Here is a 20766-nt window from a genome sequence, read left to right as displayed (position 1 = left end):
AACGGGTCGGCGGTCGGCGGCAGTGTCGGCATCGGTGCGGGTGTCGCCCTCACCCTCGCCGAGGTGCGCAACATCGCGCGCATCCCCGCGACCGTCGTGATCCACGCGAACGGCCTCGTGCTGCGCGCGACCACCGCGACCGCCCCGGCGGACGGCACCTCGACGGCAACCGCGGATGCCGTCGCGGGCGCCGGCGGCAATGTCGCCTTCGCCGGCTCGGTCGCCATCGCGATCGTCGACCACCAGACCACGGCCGAGCTGCTCGGCGGGGTGACGCTCGGCGGCGGCGCGCTCGTGATCGACGCGACCGCGCGGCTGGCGATCGCCATCTCGGCCAACCCCGCGATCGACGGCGCGACCGGCGGCGCCGTCGGAATCGGGGTCGCGGTCGCCCTCGTCGTGCAGGATGTCGCGACCCTCGCCCGCATCGGCTCGGGGGTTGCGGTGACCGGAGCCGGCGACATCACGCTCGGCGCGACGACCACGAGCGCCGCGACCGCGACCGCGACGATCGGCGCGGCCGGCGGAATCGCCGTGTCGCCCGCGGTCGCGATCGTGCTGTCGAACACCGCCACGGACGCCGTGATCGGAACCGGCTCGCTCGAGCTCGCGGGCGACCTCGCCCTCAGCGCCACCCAGGATGCGGCCGCGACGACGAGCGCGGGCGCCACCGCGGTGTCGTCCGGGTCGGCGGCCGTCGGTCTGGCCCTCGGTCTCACGATCGCCAACCACCGCGCAACCGCCACCCTTCTGCGCGACGTCGACGCGGATGGGGCGGTGTCGCTCTCGGCCACGAGCGTCTCGAACGCCTCCGCCACCGGCACCGCCTCCGCGGGCGGGGCCCCCGACGACAGCGAGCCGGAGACGCCGGGCGGCCCGAACGGCGTCGACAAGAAGGTCGCCGAGCAGCGCGGCTTCGCCGACGGCGTCGCGGGCGACCGGGGACTCGGCACCTCGGGCGGCGCGGTGGCGCCCGAGGCGAAGACCTCCGACACGAGCGGCGGCGGCAGCGGCACGGTCGCCGTCGCGGCGGCGGTCGGCGTCGTGCTCTCGACCGTCACGGCCGAGACCGTCATCGGGCCGCTCGTCGCCCTGATCCGTGCCGGCGGCGTCGTGCGCCTCACGACGAGCGCCGCCGCGGATGCCGCCAGCACGGCCGACGGCTCGGCGAGCAACGGCGGGCCGCTCGCGGTCGGCGCCGGCGTCGCGCTCACCCTCTCGACACTGCGCAACATCGCGACCGTCCCCGGCACCGTCACGATCCGTTCGACGGGCCTCGAGGTGTCGGCCACGGTCGCCCCCGACGGCGGCGACGACGCATCCACGGTGTCCGCCACCTCGTCCTCCGGGTCCGCCGGGAAGGTGTCGGTGGCGGGTTCGCTCGCCCTCGCGATCATCGACCACGAGACCCGCGCCGACGTCGTGGGCACCCCGGAGCTCGGCGGCGGCGACCTCACCATCACCGCCGGCTCGGCGCTCGTCGCCGCGATCTCCGCGCTCCCGGTCGGCGCGGGCTCGACCTCCACCGGCAGTCTCGGGGTGGGGGTCTCCTTCGCCCTCGCGATCGTGGAAGACCGCACGGTCGCCGAACTCGCCGACGGCGTCATCGTGTCGAACACGCGCGATGTGACGGTGGAGGCCACGGCGGCGGCGGCGACCGAGGTCGTCGCCACGATGGGCGCCTCCGGCGGCGGCGTCACCGTCACCCCGTCGATCGCGATCGTGCTCTCCAACGCGTCGGCCGCCGCGCGCGTCGGCACCGGCGTGCTCGACATCACCGGTTCGCTGCGGATCGCGGCGGAGCTCGACGCGTCGGCCGCAGCGGAGGCGGGCGCCGAGGCCACGGACGCCAGCACGGCCGCGGTCGGCATCGCGCTCGGCCTCACCCTCGCCACCCACGACGCCATCGCGACCCTCGCCCGCAACGTCACCGCCCTCGGCGGGGTCGAGCTCGCTGCGACCGCGATCTCCGCGGCATCCGCGAGCGGCACCGCATCGGCGGCCGGCTCGCCGGCGGAGGAGGCGGGCGACTCGACGGACGGCGACGGCGACGGCGCGACGGGCGTCGACGAGCAGGTCGGCGCCCAGCGCGAGCACGCCGACGGTGTCGCCGCGGATCGGGGTCTCGCCGGATCGGGCAACCAGACGGCCCCCCAGTCGGAGACTTCCTCGGGATCGATCGCCGTCGCGGCCGCCGTCGGGGTCGTCATCTCCACCGTCGCCGCGGCCACCCGGATCACCCCGGCCGTGACCACGATCGTCGCCGGCACCGAGGTGCGCCTCGCGACCGCCGCCAACGCCGACGCCGCCTCGAAGGCCGACGGCTCCGCGACCGACGGCGGCACGGCTGCGATCGGCGCGGGCGTCGCCGTCACGGCCTCGCGCGTCACCAACGAGGCGATCGTGCCCGCGGACCTCCTCATCGTCGCCCACGACCTCACCGTCTCGGCCACTGTCGCCGCGAAGGGCACCGACACCGCGGCGACCGTCTCGGCGGATGCCGCGTCCGGCGCCGCCGGCGGCGTCTCCTTCGGGGGCTCGGTCGCCATCGTGCTGCTCGACCAGGACACCACGGCCGCGATCCGCGGCACCGTCGTGCTGAGCGGCGGCGACGCCACCCTGACCGCGGCATCCTCCGTCGATGCGACGGCGAACGCCCTGCCGGTGGGCGCGGGCGCCTCCGGCGGAAGCGTCGGCATCGGCGTCTCGTTCGCGCTCATCCTGCTCGACGACCAGGTCACGGCCCTCGTCGGCGACGAGGTCTCGATCACCGGCGCCCGCGACCTCGTGCTCGACGCCTCCGCGCGCACCACCGCGGCAACCGTCGCGAAGATGGGCGCCGAGGCGAGCGGATCCTCGGGCAGCGGTTCCTCCGGCGGCGTCGCGGTCGTGCCGGCCGTCGCCGTGACGCTCTCCAACCAGGTGACGACCGCCCGCGTCGGCCTCGCCGCGGCCGGCGTGCTGCACGTCACGCGCGACCTCGTGCTCCGCGCCGCCCAGCACGCCACCGCGAGCTCGCTCGGCGGGGCCGTCGCGACCGGCGGCCAGGCGGCGGTGGGCATCGCCCTCGGCCTCACGATCGCCCCGCACGGCGCCACCGCGACCCTCGCCCGCAACGCCGACGCCGACGGCGATGTGCGGCTCGCGGCAACCTCGATCTCGTCCGCGTCGGCGTCCGGCGCGGCATCGGCATCCGGCGCGCGCGATCCCGGCGACACCACCGAGGACGGCGACCACAACACGGGCCTCGACAAGTCGATCGCCGCCGAGCGCGGCCACGCCGACAGCACCGCGCAGAGCAACGGCGTCAAGAAGTCCGGCACCACGGCCGCGCCGAAGGCGGAGACCTCGGGCGGATCGATCGCCGTCGCGGCCGCCGTCGGCGTCGTCATCTCGACCGTCACCGTCGAGGCGGGGGTGACGACGGATGTCACCGAGCTGCATGCGGGGCACACCGTCGAGCTGGCCTCCGCCGCCAACGCCGACGCCCACTCGGCCGCCGACGGCTCCGCTACCGAGGGCGGCAGCGCCGCGGTCGGCGCGGGCGTCGCGCTCACCCTCTCGACCGTCACCAACCGCGCCGTGATCCCCGCCTGGCTCACCGTCGACGCCGAGAACCTGACCCTCGCCGCGACGGTCGCCGTCGACGGCACCGACCACACCGCCAGCCTCGGCGCCGCCGCGACCGCAGGCGCGGGCGGCGGGGTGGGCGTCGCCGGCTCGGTCGCGATCGTCATCCTCGACCAGGACACCCGCGCGGTCGTCGAGGGCACCGTGCGACTGACGGGCGGCGACCTCACGGCGACCGCCGCATCCGACCTCGCCGTCACCGTCACGGCGCTGCCCGCCGAGGGCGGCGTCGCCGGGGAGAGCGTCGGCGTCGGCGTCGCATTCGGGCTCGCCCTCGTCACCGACGACGTGCTCGCCCTCATCGCCGACGGCGTCTCGGTGACGGGTGCGCGCGACATCACCCTCGACGCAGCCGCCCACACGGTCGCCTCGGTCGAGGCGCGGATGGGTGCGAAGGCCAGCACGGGAGTCGCCGTCACCCCGGCGATCGCCATCATCCTCTCCAACATCACCACCGAGGCCCGCATCGGCACCGCCGTGGTCGGCGCCGGCGGCATCCTGCTGCCGCTCGAGGCGAGCGGCTCCGTCACCGTGCGCGCCGCGCAGGACGCCTCCGCCACGAGCACCGGCGCCGCCAAGGCCACCGCGGGCGGCAGCGCCGCGGTCGGCGTCGGGCTCGGCCTCACGATCGTCAACCACGGTGCGCTCGCCGAGCTCAAGCGCGAGCTGGACGTCGACGGCGATGTCACGCTCGGCGCCGCGAGCCGCTCGGTGGCCGAGGCGAACGGCGGAGCATCCGCGGGCGGCGCCCCCGAGGAGACCACCGCCGACACGACCCCCGACACCGTCGGCAACTCGGGCGTCGACAAGCAGGTCGCCGACCAGCGCGGCTACGCCGACACCGTGTCGACCCGCAACGGCGGAACCGGATCCGGCACCGGTAAGTCGCCGAGCGCCGCCACCTCCGACGGCACCGTCTCGGTGGCCGCCGCCGTCGGCGTCGTCATCTCGACCGTCATCGCCGAGGCGCGCATCACGACGGCTGTCACGCGCATCACCGCGGGCGGCACCGTGACCCTCGCCGCGAGCACCAACACGGACGCCGCGAGCACCGCGGACGCGACCGCCACCCAGGGCACCACGGCCGCCATCGGCGCGGCGGTGGCGCTCACCATCTCCAACGTCACCAACCGCGCCCTCGTGCCGGTCTGGCTCACCATCACCGCGCACGCGCTCGTCGTCTCGGCGACGGTGACCGTCGTCGGCACCGACGACACCTCGACGGTCTCGGCGAGCTCCGCCTCGGGCGCCGCCGGCAAGGTCGCGATCGCCGGCTCGGTCGCGATCGCGATCGTCAACCAGGAGAGCTACGCCGGGCTCGAGGGCACCGTCGAACTCGACGGCGGCGACGCCACGATCACCGCCGCATCCGCACTCCGCTCGACCGTCAAGGCCTTCCCGGTCGGCTTCGGCGCGGTCTCCGCAGGCGGATCGGTCGGCGTGGGCGTCTCCTTCGCCCTCAACCTCGTGCTCGACGAGACGACCGCCGCGATCGAACCGGATGCGCTGCTCACCGGCGCGGGCGACCTCACGATGCGCGCGACCGCCCGGGTCGACGCGAGCACCGAGGCCAAGATGGGCGCCTCCGTCACGAGCGGCACGGCGGCCGTCGCCCCCGCGATCTCCGTCACGAGCTCCGACGTCAAGACGACGGTGCGGATCGGGTCGCTCGCCGACGAGAACCTCATCGAGATCGCCGGCGACCTCTCCGCTGTCGCGAGCCAGCGGGCTTCGACCATCACGAAGGCGACCGCGGCGGCCACGGGCGGCTCGACGGCCTCCGTCGGCGTCTCGCTCGCGCTCACCCTCGCCGACCACGCGGTGCTCGCCCGCACCGACCGCAACATCACGGCGGGCGGCGGCATCGAGTTCGGGGCGCTCGGCTCCTCCCACAGCGAGGCCGCGGCCGAGGCGTCGGCGAGCGGCGCCAAGTCGCAGACCGCCAACGACGCCGAGACCGGGAGCGACACGCGCTCCAGCCAGGGCACCGTCGACGACAAACTGCAGAACCAGCGCACCTTCGCCGGGAACACGAGCACCGCCAATGGCGGCAAGGGCGTGCGCAATTCGAGCGCCAACGCGAGCCCGCAGAGCTCCGACGGCAAGGTCACCGTCGCGGCGGCGATCGCGCTCATCGTGGCCGACGTGTCGGCCATCGCCGAACTGCCCGACGAGCTCAGCCTCACGGCGGGCGGCGCCGTCGTGCTGCGCGCGAGCCAGAACGCCGACGCGATCTCGAGCGCCGACGGCACCGCCGTGCACGCCTCGAGCGCGGGCATCGGCGCGGGCGTCGCGCTCAGCCTGCTCAACCTCGTCAACCGTGCCGGGCTCGGGGCGAACACGACCATCGACGCGAACGGCTTCACGGCATCCGCCACCATGACCGACGTCGACGGCGACCGCGTGCACACCGTGAGCTCCACGGCAGAGGCCGGTGCGGGGTCCGCCGACATCAGCATCGCGGGCGCCTTCGCCCTCAACATCGTCACCACCCAGACGCAGGCGCTCATCCCCGCGAGCGCCGTCGTCGCGGCCGGCACGGGCGACGTCGTGCTGCGTGCCGAGAACCTGCGCGCCGACACGGCGAGCGCCACCGCCGACGCGGCCCTCGCCAAGGGCGGCACGGTCGGCGTCGGCGCCGCGATCGCCATCAACCCGGTGCTCGACAATGTCACCCGCGCCGAGATCGAGGACGGCACCGTCATCAGCGGCGGCCACGACCTCACGGTCGAGGCGATCTCCGCCGACACGGTCGTCACCCGGGTGAAGGCCGGATCCGCCGGATCGCGCGCCGCCGTCAGCCCCGCCGTCGCGATCGCCATCGTGCAGCACACCACGATCGCCCGGGTCGGCACCTCGCCCGACGCCTGGAACCTCACGGGCGCGATCCTCATCCGTGCCGCGCACGACGGCTCCAACACCGTCACGGGGGATGCCCGGGCGGCGGGCTCCGGGGTCGCCGTCGGCGCCGTCATCGCCATCAACGTCGTCGACATCGAGACCACCGCGCAGACGCTGCGCTCGCTCGGGGCGGGCGGATCCGTCACCCTCGCGGCGCACACCGTCACCTCCGCGTTCGCCGAGGCCGAGGCGAGCGCCGAAGGCAAGTCGATGCCGGGCACGGGCGACGACGACAACGCCGACAAGCAGGCGCAGAGCCAGGTCGACAACACCCCCGCCACGCAGGGCAAGGGCATCACGCTGCCGAGTTCGAGCACCCAGGTGAACAACGGCAACAGCCAGGCGTCCGCGCAGGGCGGCCAGGGCGGCAACGGCGTCGGCGTGGGTGCCTCCGTCACCGTCAACTGGGTGACCATCGACACCGGCGCGGAGATCCCCGCCGACCTCGTCATCACAGCCGGCGGCGGCGTCGGGGTGCTCGCCGAGAACGGCGTCGACGCGACCGCCAAGGCCATCGGCACCTCCCTCAAGCCGTCGAGCACCAACATCGGCGTCGGCATCGCCCTCAACTACGTCGATGTGCTCGACCGCGGCACGATCGGCGACCGCGTCGTCATCCACGCGGGCGGCGATGTGACGGTCACCGCGATCACCCCGGCGGGAGCGCGCAACGAGTTCACCGCCTGGGGCATCTCGGCGGCCGGCGGCACGAGCCAGCCCTCGGTCGCCGGATCGGTCGCCGTGCAGGTGCTGCTGCTCGACAACGAGGCCACCATCGGCGCGGGCGTCGCGATCGACACCACCGGGGGCGTGCTGCTGTCGGCGAGCAACCCGATGGGGCTGCAGTCGATCGCCGCCGCGGGCGGGCTCAGCCTGGGCGGCGCCGCTGTCGGCGCGGCGATCGTCGTCAACGTGCTCGAGCTCTCGACCATCGCGCGCATCGGTTCCACCTTCGCCGCCCCCGTCGTGATCGACGCGGGCGGCGCGATCGCGCTCACCGCGACCTCCGGCATCGTCGCGCTCGCGGTCGACCTGCCGGATGCGCCGATCGCGATCCCGGATGTCACCGCCGTCGCCATCGCGGGGGCCGCCGGCACCGGCTCCGCCTCGGTGGGCGGTTCGATCATCGTCGACGTCGTCGACATCACCACGCGCGCGGAGCTGGGCGACGCCGCCTCGATCAACCAGACCCTCGGCGCCCAGACCGGCCAGTCGCTCTCGCTCACGGCGCACGACGAGACCGAGTTCTTCGAGCTGGCCGGTGCGCTGTCGCTCACGACGGGCTCCGCGGGCATCGGCTTCGCGATCGTCGTCAACGTCTTCGACAAGGATGTGCGGGCGACGATCGGCGACGGCGTGCATGCCGCGGTCGGCGGCTCGGTGCTCGTCTCGGCGATCGCCCGCGAGTCGTTCACGGCGCTCACCGCGGGTGCGGCGGCGACCCCCGGCTCGGCGGGCATCGCCGGCTCCTTCGTGATCCTGGTCATCAACCAGGGCGCCGACTCCGGCACCCGGGCGCTCATCGGCGGGGGAGCTGCGGCCCCCACGACCGTCGAGGCCGACGGCGACTTCACCATCCGCGCCCAGGACGACGTGGTCGACTCGCTGCTGTTCGCGGGAGGCGTCGCCGCGGGCGGTACCGCGGGGGTCGGCGTCGCCTCGATCGTGCTCGTGCGCACCGGCAAGGTCGACGCGGGCATCGCCGAGTACGACCGGGTCGTGGCGAAGGGCTCCTCGGGCCTGTCGATCACGGCCACCCAGTCGGAGGACTTCGAGTCCACCGCGGTCGCGGGCGCCGCGGGCGGCACCGCCGGCGTCGCGGGCTCCGCCTCGGTCGCGGTGCACACCAACACGACCCACGCCTACATCGCGGGCCACGTCACCGTGAACGGCGACAATGTGGGCGCGGCAGCCACCCAGGGTGTGCTGATCGCGGCATCCGACCGCACCTCGAGCATCGGCCGCGCGGGTCAGCTCGCGCTCGGCGGCACGGCGGGCGTCGGCGTCGGCGCCGACGTCCAGGTCATCGCCAAGGACACCCGAGCCTGGATCGCGCCGCTCACCGAGGTGGCTGCCAACGGCGACGTGACCGTCGACGCCGCCTCGCGCGAGGAGGTCACCTCGATCTCCGCGGGCGGCGCGGTCGGCGGCACCGTCGGCGTCGCCGTCAACGCGGCCGTCTCCGTCATCGACATCGCCACGAGCGCGAGCATCGGCGAGAGCTGCACCGCAGCGATCGCGACGCATGCCGCGTGCGGGAGCTCCCGCTCGACCGTGTACGCAGGCGGCAGCGTGCGGGTGTCCGCCGACGACGCCCTCGAGATCGACATCATCGCGGGTGCCCTCGGCGGGGGAGGCACGGTCGGCGTCGGAGCGGCGGCCGCGGTCCCCGTGCTCAGCAAGCGCGTCACCGCCGCCATCGGCGACGACTCGATCGTGCGGGCCCTCGGCGGTCTCGGCACCGGCATCCGGGTGTCGACCGGCGGATTCCACGTCGAGACGGTCGACACGCGCTTCGACCCGGTGACGCACGTCGCGGGCGACACGATCGACCTCGGCTACGTGCACGGCCTCCGCGAGGGTCAGACGGTGCTCTACGACGCGGGCGGCGGAGGTGCCATCGGCGGTCTCACCGACGGCACGAGCTACCTCGTGCACCTCGTCGCCGGCCAGCCGACCCGGGTGCGCCTGTCGACGCTCGCCGCACCGACCACGATCCTGAGCTTCACCCTCGCGGGCACCACGGGGCAGTCGCACCGCCTCGTCGACGGGCAGTCGGCGGCGCTCCCGCAGAGCGAGGCGCCCTACTTCGACCCCGCGAGCTCGGTCACCGGCAACACCATCGCGCTGCCCTACACGCCCGACTTCGTGAACGGCGACAAGGTCATCTACAGCTCGGGCGGGGGATCGGCGATCGGCGGCCTCGTCGACGGCGGCAGCTACACGGCATCCCTCGCGGGCGGCGTGCTCACGCTGCTCGACGCGAACGGCACCACGATCGTGCTCGACAAGACGAAGGCGACCGGACGCGGCCACAGCCTCGTGCTGCAGAAGGCCCAGCCCTCCGCCGACCCGTCCACCTTCTCGGGGGTGCGCGACACCGAGGCCGAGCACCAGGACGGCTTCGTCGGCGTCGCCGTCACCGCCACCTCGAGCGATGACATCGCCGGGGTGGGGGCGAGTGCCGCGATCGGCGGCGTCGCCGGTGTCGGCGTCGGCGGCAGCGTCAACGTCGTGACGAACGTCACCTCCGCATCCATCGGGCGCATCGCCGAGGTCACCGCCGGCTCGGCGGGGCACGCGGGCTCGGTGCTCGTCGCCGCCGGCCACGAGTTCAGCCTGCTCATGATCTCGGCCGTGATCGCCGGCGGCACCGTGGGCGTCGGGGCGAGCGTCGCGGTCGGCGTCGTCGACCTCGACACGGATGCCGTGATCGGCACGGGAGCTGTCGTCACCGCGACCGGCGACGTCGTGATCGCCGCGGCGGGCGGCGAGAGCATCGTCGCCGTCGCGGCCACCGCCTCCGGCGGGCTCGTGGGCGTCGCCGGTGCGGCCTCGGTCATCGCCCTCGACGTGCACACCCACGCGACCCTCGGGCGCGCGGTCCTCGACGCGGGGGGCAGCGTCGTGCTCGACGCCGCCGACGACACCTCGATCGTCATCGTCGCGGGCGGCGCGGCCGGCGGCTTCGTCGGGGTCGGCATCGGTGTGGCCGTCACCTCGGTCACCAAGAGCACCCAGGCCACCGTCACGGGCGGCAGCACGGTCGACGCGGACGGCGCGGCGACACCGGTGGGCGGGGTGCTGACGGGTGCCTTCTCGAACGCCGCGGGCTCCGCCCCCGGACGCTTCGGGGTGTCCGCCGGGTTCTCGGGGGTCGCCGTGCAGGCGCGCTCCACCCAGAAGGTCTTCGGCCTCGCGGTCGCCATCGGCGGCGGATTCGTCGGGGTCGCGGGCGGCGTCACCACGACCATCCTCACCGTGCAGACGCGTGCCACGATCGCGAGCAGCCACGCAGACCCGACCCGCATCAACGTCACCTCGACCCCCGCAGCCGGGCAGTCGATCAGCGTCGTCGCCGCGAACTCGAGCAAGACGCTCACGGTCGCGGGCGGTATCGCGGGCGGCGCGGTGGGTGTCTCGGGCGGCGTCGACGTCGGCATCCTGTCCGCCACCACGCAGGCCTACGTCGGCGCGTACGCGCAACTGCGGGCCGCAAAGGATGTGACGCTCTCGGCGCTCTCCTCCGCCGACATCACCACCTTCGGCCTGAGCGTCGCGGGCGGGGCGGTCGCCGCGGCCGGTGCGGTCTCGGTGTGGACCTCGGGCACCGAGGTCGAGGACGGCTACGACAACGGCGAAGACGACCGCAACGCCCTCTCGCCGAGCGACTCGGACGACCCCGACGACTCCGAGTCGGTGCTCACCCAGTCGTCCGCGAGCGCGGCGGGCGACGGCGACGAGGGCTACGGCGCCATCCTCGACGAGGCGCAGGTCAACACCGACTCGGCGGCCGACGACCGCATCAACGGCACCCTCGGCTCGGCCGGCGCCGGGGTCAAGGCCGCGCAGCTCGACCCCAGCCGCATCACCGACCCGTTCGCGAACGACGAGCCGCTGCGCGGCACCGCGGCGGTGCTCGCCGAGGGCGTCACGATCGTCGCCGGGGGGAATGTCGCGGTGCTCGCCGAGGAGCGCAACGCCTACCTCGGAGTCGCCGGAGTGGGAGCGGTGGGCGCGGGCGCGCTCGGCGGCGCGGTCGTGATCGCCAATCTGCGCAGCGAGGTCGAGGCGGGCGTGCGCACGGGCGTCTCGATCACCGCCGGCGGCGGCGTGCGGGTGTCGGCGACCCAGTCCGAAGACGACCTCGGCATCGCGATCGCGGGTGCCGCGGGCGGACTCACGCTGAGCGGCCAGATCGTGCTCATCGACTCCAACGCCACCCAGAACGCGCACATCGACTCGGGCGCCGTCATCCCGCGCGCCGGAGGCGTGGTCGACGTGGCGGCGACCGCGAACCGCGAGGTCGAGATCCTCGCGGTCGGCATCGCGCTCGGCGCCGTCGCGGTCGGCGTGGCCATCGGCATCGCGGAGGTGTACGGCGACACGACGGCGAGCATCGGCACCGTCCGGATCGGCGACGCGGGGGCGAGCGGCGGGGTGCGGGTCGCGGCGTCGTCGACGATCTCGGCGCCCATCCTGGTGATCTCGGTCAACGGCGGGCTGCTCGGCGGCGCGACCGGGGCGGGCGCCGAGGCGACCGTCAGCGGTGTCACCTCGGCCACCTTCTCGGGCTGGGCGAGCCTCTCGGGCGGCGCCGAGATCAGCGCCACCGGCCGGCACCGCGCCGACACCACGACCGTCGCGGCGACGTCCGGCGCGCTCGCGATCGGCGTGAACTACGCGAACTCCGCCGTGTCGCGACGCACCACCGCGCTCGCCGACGCCGGATCCACGATCACGGCGGGAGGTGCCGTCCGGGTCGAGGCGAACACCCGCAATGCGGCCGAGGCGACGTCCGGCGTGGGAACCCTCGGCGGCTACGGGTTCACCGAGATGAACACCACCGCGACGGTCACCGGCGGCACCCGCGCCGAAGCGGCGGGGCGGATCCTGGGCTCGGGATCGGTTGCCGTCACCGCGGTCGGCCAGAACCGCGCCCTCGCGGACGCGACCCTCATCGGCATCACCGTGATCGGCGGCATCTCCGGCGTCCAGGTGACCGCAACGGTCTCGGATGCCGCGGCGATCGTCGCGCGCCTGGGCTCGCCCGCGACGGTCACGAGCACCGGCTTCGTGTTGGTGACCGCGCAGGAGGCCACGGACGGCGCCGGGCAATCGCTCGCGTCGGCATCCGCGGCAGCAGGCAAGGGGGGCGCGATCACCGGCGGCGCCTTCCTCGCGGAGGCCGTGCTCGCGGCACCCGTGACCGCCGAGCTCCAGGGCTCGGTCGTGGCCGGCGGCGAGGCCGGCGCCCAGGCCTCCTCGCATCGCAGCGCCGCGTCCGTCCTCACCAAGGTCGACGTGGGCGCGATCAGCATCAGCGTCACGCGGGCGACGGCGTACATCCTCGCATCGGCGAAGACCACGGCGCGGGTCTGGGGCGGCACGGTCCTCGCGGGCGGAGCCGTGGTGGCCGTGGCGGCCTCGGTGCAGACCGCCGACGTCGACACCAACACCCTCTCGGTCGCCCTCGGCCTCGGAGAGATCACCCTCCCCACGGCCCGGATCTCGGCGGGCACCACGGCGACCCTCGAGAACCCGACCCGCAGCGTGGGGGCGCGTCTCGGCGCCACCTCGGTCAACCACGCGAGCGTCGACGCCGACGTCCGGAACGTCAGCGCCATCGGCGTTCACGGGCTCGGCGCCGTCGCCGAGATCGTGAGCAGCGCCGCCACCGAGGCGCTCGTGACCCTCTCGGGCGCCGAGTTCGACGCCGGCAACGGCTTCGTGCAGATGATCGTCGGCGCGGACAACCTCGCTCACGCGAAGGTGGACCAGCTCGGCGTCGGCCTCGGCGACGTCGGTGCTCTCGTGGTCACGGCGACGGTGGATGCCGTCAGCCGCGGCTCCATCGCCGCGGGCACCGCCGTGAGCGGCGCCTTCTCGCTCACCAACACCAGCCGCAACGTCCTCGAGGCGAGCATCAAGCTGACCTCCATCAGCATCGTCGGCGGCACGCATCTGCTCGCCACCGCCACTCTCACGGACCGCAGCGACACGATCGCCGAGGTGGTCGTGGGCACCGGCGGCCTCACCGCGAGCGGCGCCGTGACGGTCTCCGCGGATGCCGACAACTCGGTGACCTCCGACCTCACGACCCAGGGCGGTGCCGTCCTCCGTGGCGAGTCGACGGAGGTCACCTCCCGGACGCGATCGCTCACGAGCGCGAGCTTCGACGGCGACGTGCATGATTCGGCGGGCGTCACGGTCGCCGCCGACGCCGACAACACGGTGAGCGCGGTCCTGTCGAAGAAGGGCGGCAGCCTCGCCGAGGTCGCCGTCGTGCAGGCGGGCGCGCAGATCTACGAGGAGGCCGCCACCCGGGCCCGGTTCGGCACGGGCGAGCTCGTGCAGCGCGCGGGATCCACCGTCAGCATCGCGGCCGCCGCGCGCAACACGAGCTTCGTGAACACCGACACGGTGGTCGCGGGCCTCGTCGGGGTCGGCGCCGGCCAGCCGACCTCCCAGATCGACAGCCCCACGAGCGCCGAGCTCGCCGGGCATGTCCGCGGCGGCGACGTCGTGCGGGTGACGGCAGACGCCAGCAACACGGCCACCATCACCGGCGGTGCGCTCGCCGCGGGCCTCGTCGGGGTCTCGACGCTGCAGCCGCTCGCCAAGGTCTCGACCCTCGCCGACGTCACCGCGACGGTCGCCAAGGGCGCGCAGATCTCCTCGCCCGCCGCCGCGGTCGGCGTGCGAGCGGTCTCCAAGAACCGCGTGACCGCGGGCGGCGGCTCCACCGCCGGCGGACTCGTCGCGGTGAGCGAGGCCAAGCCCTACGCCGTCATCGAGAACAGCACCGAGGCCATCCTCGCCGGCGACGTGCACGGCGACGCCGACGCCGCATCCGGCGCGCAGAGCATCGAGGTGTACGCCTTCGCCGACGACTACGCGGTCGCGAACCTCGCCTCGACCGGCGGCGGAGTCGTCAACGTGGGCAGCGGGACGGCGACCGCCATCGTCACGAGCAGCGTGGTCGCCCGTCTCGGACGCGCCGCCGGCGGCGGCTACGACGCCGGAGTCATCGTCGCGGGCGGCACCATCTCGGTGCGCTCCGACCACGCCCCCGGCGCCGTCTCCGCACTCGACACCTCGGGTGGTGGTGTCGTCAACGTCGAGACCAACAACGCCACCGCGATCATGACCCCGCATCTCACCCTCGAGATCCCGGCCGGCACCATCGTGACCGCCGGCGGCGCCATCACCCTGCGCGCCGGCTACAACGTGGACGTGCCGCCGGTTCCCGACCCGAGCCGCACCTTCGCGAGCGTGAGCGACGCCGACAACACGATCACCTTCACCGCCGTGCACGGCTTCACGACCGGCATGCGCGTCACCTACACCGCGAACGGCGGATCGACCAGCGGTCTCACCGACGGCGCGAGCTACGACGTGATCGCCGTGAACGACACCACCATCCTCCTCGGCAGCGAGTTCGCCGGCGCCTTCGTCGACGCGGCCCACAACATCATCCGCTTCGGGAACACCTACACCTACCTCGACGCGAGCGAGGTGGCGCACACCGAGTTCACGGCCACCGCCCACCACTTCGTCGACGGCCAGCGCGTCGTCTTCGACGCCAACGGCGCGAACGTGCCCGGCCTCGTGGATGGCAAGGCCTACATCGTGCGGGTCGTCGACGAGACCGGCATCCAGCTCATCGACCCCGATGCTCCCTCGGTGCCTGTGGTGCTGCAGGCGAGCGCGATCGACGACAGCGACGACCCGGACGACGAGAGCGACCCCATCGCCGACACCGTGGTCGCCCCGAACGTCTTCACCGAGAACCAGATCGTCATCTACACGGCACCCGCCGCCGCGGGCACCTTCACGGGCGCCGCGGTCGATATCTCGATCGACGGCGACGGCAACCCCGTCCTCGACGCCCAGTACCAGCCCGTCACGGCCGACAACAACCGCATCTACCTCAAGTCGCACGGCTTCACGACCGGGCAGGCGCTCTGGTACCGCTCCGGCTCGAGCACGCCGATCGGAGGACTCGTCGACGGCGGCGTCTACTACGCGATCGTCGACACCGCCCACCAGCTGCGGCTCGCGGCGAGCTACTGCAAGGCCGTGGGACCCGCCGCCGCCCACCCCGACTGCATCATCGGCTACCACGACTGGGACGAGATCGTGGGCTACGACGAGGACGACGAGCCGATCATCGTCCACCACCACGACCCCATCTACCAGCCGCAGGAGGCGCTTGCGCTCTCGGTCGACCTCTCGGTCGACGGGGCCGCATCCGGTGAGCACAAGCTCTACCTCGCCTCCTCCCGGCCGATCGACGGCCTCGTCGACGGCGGCCAGTACTACGTGCGCAACCGCACCGCCGACGGCTTCCAGCTCTCGACCGTCCGCAACGGTGCCGCCATCGACATCTCGGTGGTCGGAAGCGACGGCTCGGCGGCCATCGGCTCCTTCACCGCGGGCCCCGTCGACCTGCTCGGCGCCGGCTCCGGCACCGCGCGCCTCGTCATCGAGCTCAGCGGTCACGGAGCCTCGGCGGAGAAGATGACGCCGGTCGGCCTGTTCGACAGCGTGCCGGCGGGCGCCCACCCGACCTCCGCCACCGTGCGCACCTCGGGAGGCGGCCTCGTGCACGTGGGGTCCGCCCGCACGCACGTGACCGTCACCGTCGACATCGACGTGCTCATCGGCGCCGGAGCCCACGTCACAAGCGGTGCCAACGACGCGGTCACCACCGACGGCAGCTTCACCCTCACGGTCGACACCAACGCCCAAGGCTATGCGGTCGCCACCAACGACGGGGGCGGCGCGGTCGCCATCGGCAACTCCCGTTCCGACACCGACGTCACCGTCCACACGCTCGTGCAGCTGGGCGCCGGCGCCGTCGTCACCTCGGGGTGGGATCTGCTGATCCGACCCTTCACGAGCGGCTGGGCCGGAGCCGACGCCGCCTCGAGCGGAAAGGGCCTCGGATCCGGGGTCAGCGCCCAGTCGCGGGTCGACCTCATCCTCGAGACCAAGATCGACATCGACGGCTCGATCATCGTCGAGCACATCGCCACCATCGCCGGGTACACCCGGCCCGGCGGGCAGATGCAGGCCTGGGCGAACGGTGCCGGCCTCGGCGTCGACGCGAGCGCGAACGAGGACTGCGACTGCGGCTTCGGGGTCTCCGCGACCACCGACATCGACATCGCCGGAGCGACCACCCATCTCCAGGCCGACGAGCTGTACATCACCGCGAGCATGGGCACCGACCCGGCGGGCAACGGCGGCTGGCTGCACACCTACGCCGAGGCGTGGGCGAAGGCGCTCGGCGCGGACTCGGACGCCTACGCGTACCTGTCCATCGGCGGGGGCGCCAACATCACGGTGCACACCGGGGTCACCCTCACGGCCTACGAGTGGATGACGCTGGCGGCCGAGCACACGAACCTCGGCATGTGGGTGCACTCCAACGCGGGCTGCGACTGCGGCGGCGGCGACACCGACTCGATCACGAACGTCTACACCGCGGTCACGACCACGGTCACCGCCGAGGAGCACGTGCTCGTGCAGATCCACCGCCTCGACGTGCTCACCACCTACCAGGAGGGCAACCGCGGCGACATCGGCGCCTGGCAGAGCGAGGCGTTCCTCGACGACGGCGACCGGACGACGAGCACCCCGACCACGAGCATCCGGCCCATCTGGTGGGAGGCCGACGTCATCCTGCACGCCGCGGACCCGCAGCTCTACGTCGACGCGAGCGGCCGGATCATCAAGATGTACAACGTCACGGCGCGCAACGCCGACGGCGTCGCCTACCATGTCGGCGACGTCGTGCACGACGGCGACGTCGTGCACGACGGCACGATCTTCGTCGACCAGATCGACAACATCGGCGGTGCGGTCGTCAACTTCATCATCAACGCGCACCCGGCGGGCGGCAACCGCAACCTCAGCGGTACGCGCGGCACCTTCCAGCTGCAGCCGACCTTCGACTTCGTGCGGATCTACAACTGGTCGAAGCACAGCCTCGAGCTGTCGGGCGTCAACGTCGTCCAGCTCGTCGATCAGAACGCGACCGTCTCCGAGTACGCCTACAACGAGGTCAACGACTTCCGGTACACGATCCGCCCGCCGCAATTCACCGTCACCCACGTGTCGGTCGTCAACTTCCTGTTCGCCGGCGCCGAGAACGATCTCACGCTCACCGGCACGATCTACAACCCGATCGGCGACGTGCTCGTCGACAACGCCAACGGCGACGTGCTCTCCGCGCCCGGCGTGCTCGCGATCGACGCGAACGCGGTGACCTTGTCGGCACGGAACGGCTCGATCGGCGAGCTCGACACGCCCGTGCGCACCCCCGTCTCGGTGCGGCTCGTCGAGAGCAGCTACGCATCCGGCACGGGCATCCTCACCCGCCCCATCGCTCTCGTCGTCGACGCCTTCGACGATCTCGTCATCGACCTCACGGCGTACCGCCGCAGCGCCGCCACCGGCCCCCTCGAGTGGAGCATCGGCCGCATCGTCGCGGGCGGCGTCATCGACATCGTCGTGGGCGACAGCGCGACCGACGCGACGCCCGCGCCGTTCCTGGGTCACTCGATCCGCGACGACGTGTACGACGCGCCTGGAGGCGGCTACGGGGGGCGGGTGTCGCCGAGCGGCGACTACTCGATCTACTTCTACGGAGGCAGCCCGGGCGCCCCGATCGACCGGCACCCCGATGCCCCCGGCGTCGGCTTCAGCTACACCGACCCGGTGCTCATCGCCTTCCACCTGCCGGGCACCGCCGCGGATGCGAGCTGGACCTTCACCGACATCGCGGCGGGCGAGGTGATCGGCATCCGCCACACCTCGACGGTCACCGTGGTCGACTTCGCGGTCACGAGCGACATCGACGCCGACATCACGAGTCCGCACGACCCGGCCGTGCAGTACGCCGTGAGCGACGGCGTCGGCCGCATAGACCTGTTCACCAACGGTTCGATCGTGGACGACGAGACCCACTCCGCGCTGCTCGTCGGCACCATCGAGTCCACCGGCGACGATGTGACCCTCACGACCCTCGACGCCGACTCCTCGATCCTCGACGCGACGGACGACGCCGACGCCGACGTGATCGGCACCCGCGTCACCCTCACCGCGACCGACACGATCGGCGCCCTCGCCCCGACCGTGAACCACCTCGAGATCCGTTCCTCGAACGCCGCCCGCGGCTGGCTGCTCGCGACCGCGCCGAACGGCATCTACCTGGACCAGACCACGGGCGACCTCGTGCTGAACGCCGTGACGGCGTCGAGCGGGGATGTCTCGCTCGGGGCGCTCGACGGCTCGATCGTCAACGACGTGAACGACGGCAGCACCCGGGTGCGCGGTGCATCGATCGACCTGTTCGCCACCGGCGGGTACCTCGGATCGGCCGACGGATCCGCCGACATCGTGCTCGACACGGCGACCACCGGCCGCCTGCTCGCCGAGGGCGAGGACGGCGTGTTCGTCACCGAGGCGTCCGGGCCGCTCACCCTGCTGCTCGCGGCCTCCGCCGCCGGGCGCGTCCGCGTGACCGTGCCCTACGTGGCCGGGCGCACCGACGCCGACCTCACCCTGCTGCCGAGCGGCGACACCGTCGACGGCACCCGCAGCATCATCACGGGCGGCGCAGACGCCCACCAGACCACCGAACTGCGCGTCGGCAACGACGTGCTCGCGCCGCTCGGAACCCTGATCCGTGGCGCACAGGCCGTGGTGCGGACCGCGTACGGGCAGAACCCGACCGCACCGGTCGGCACCACGGCCTCCTTCGGGGGCGAGCTCGTCGCCACCGACGCCGACCCCGTCATCGAGGTCTTCGGCGGCAACGGACGCGACGAGGTCACCTTCTTCGAGGCGGTCATCGACGGCCACACCACCATCCACGGCGGCGCCGCCGCGACGACGTCGGGCGACGACGGCGACGACCTCGTCACGCTCACCCGCATCACGATCGTCCCCGGCACCCACCTCGGCACCGCGGGCGACGCCTACGACGGTGCGGCGCTGCCGAACTCGCTGCGCGTCGACGGGCAGAACGGCTCCAACCACGTCGAGGTCACCCTGTGGGGCGCGGAGGACGCCGCCCACCACGACACCCGCATCGAGGTCGTGGGCACCGGGACCGACCCGCTGGCCATCAACACCCTCACGATCACCGCGTCCGACGGCGACGACGTCGCGGTGTTCCGTGCCGTCGATGTGATCCCCGGTCTTCCCGCCCGCCGCCCGGCCATCGTGGCCGTCGCGAGCGGTGAGACCACCGTCGAGCGGGTCAGCTACGACCGCAGCGTCAACGGCAAGCTCACCGTCAACGGCCTCGGCGGCGACGACACCTTCGTCTTCGACGACACGAGCTCGCCCGCGACCGTCAACGGCGGCGACGGCGACGACACCTTCCTCGTCGGCCAGTTCTCCGCCACCCCGCGCGACACGGCGGCGCTGCCGGCGGCGGACGTCTTCGACACCCTGCCGACCGACTCGGGCTACCTGAGCAACGGCATCAGCCGTCCCGCGGTCATGTACGGTCAGGCGGGCGACGACCGCTTCGTCGTGGCATCCAACCTCGCCGAGCTGCGCCTCGAGGCCGGGACGGGCGACGACGAGTTCGTGTTCCTCACGAGCACCCGCACCGACACGAGCGGTCCCGTCCCGGTGACCGTGCCGGTCGGTCAGGGCTTCGTCTCGATCGACGGCGGCACGGGCGCCAGCCGGGTGGTCGTGCAGGCGGCGGATGCGGCGGCCGTGCAGATCGCGCCGGTGCTGCAGGACGTGCTGTGGTGGACGGTCAGCGGCCTCGGCCTCGCCCTCGACCTGTACGGATTCACCCAGCTGCCGGTCGTGGTCGCGCCGCTCCCCGTCGCGGACCCCGTCACGCTGCCGGGCGACGTCGGCTTCATCTCGCTGTTCCGGATGATGGCCGTCGACATCACCCCGCCGTACGTCTTCCTCGGCCGAGGCGGCGACGGGCTCGTGATCATCACCGAGACGGGCGGCTGGACGAACGTCTCGCCGGATGGTCCGTTTACCGACTCCTACACCGTGCGGCTCGCGCGCGCGGCGACGGCGCCCGTCTACATCACCTTCACGACGGCGTACGGTGCCGGCACCCCGTTCGCCGAGTTCTCGATCGACGGCGGACTCACCTGGCTCGCCCGCGCGGTGCTCGCGATCGCCGCGGGTGATGTGTCCGAGCACACCGTCCTCGTGCGTTGGGCGAGCGCGGCCACGACGCTCGCCGCCCTGCCGAGCGGCTCCTCCGTCGTCACGATCAGCCACACGGTCGCGAGCGCCGACGCCGACTTCGACGCCACGGATGTGCGCAACGTGTACGTGAACCTGTTCAAGGACGCCTTCCTCGAGGTCGCGGGCGACGAGCCGGGGCTCGCGCACAGCGGCGCCGAGCCGCTGCCGGCCGCCCTGCTCGCGCTCCTCGCCCTGCTCCTCGGGGCCGTTCTCCTGCTGCTCGCCCGTCGTTCCGGTTTCCGTCGTGCAATCCGCCGGGAGTCGCTCTAG

Annotated in this window: 1 protein-coding gene (running past one end of the window); it reads left to right on the top strand. The window is 73.3% G+C overall.

The features are described from left to right. Positions 1-20766, top strand: the 3' portion of a protein-coding gene (locus tag FLP23_RS02550; RefSeq protein WP_149324423.1) for a hypothetical protein. Its footprint begins 8106 nt before the window's first position; the window shows 20766 of its 28872 coding nt (coding positions 8107-28872); the start codon falls outside the window, past its left edge; the stop codon is at positions 20764-20766.

It is taken from the genome of Protaetiibacter larvae, from assembly GCF_008365275.1.
Classification (GTDB): domain Bacteria; phylum Actinomycetota; class Actinomycetes; order Actinomycetales; family Microbacteriaceae; genus Homoserinibacter; species Homoserinibacter larvae.
Note: the sequence above shows the minus strand (reverse complement) of the source record. Positions and strands in the feature narration are given on the sequence as shown.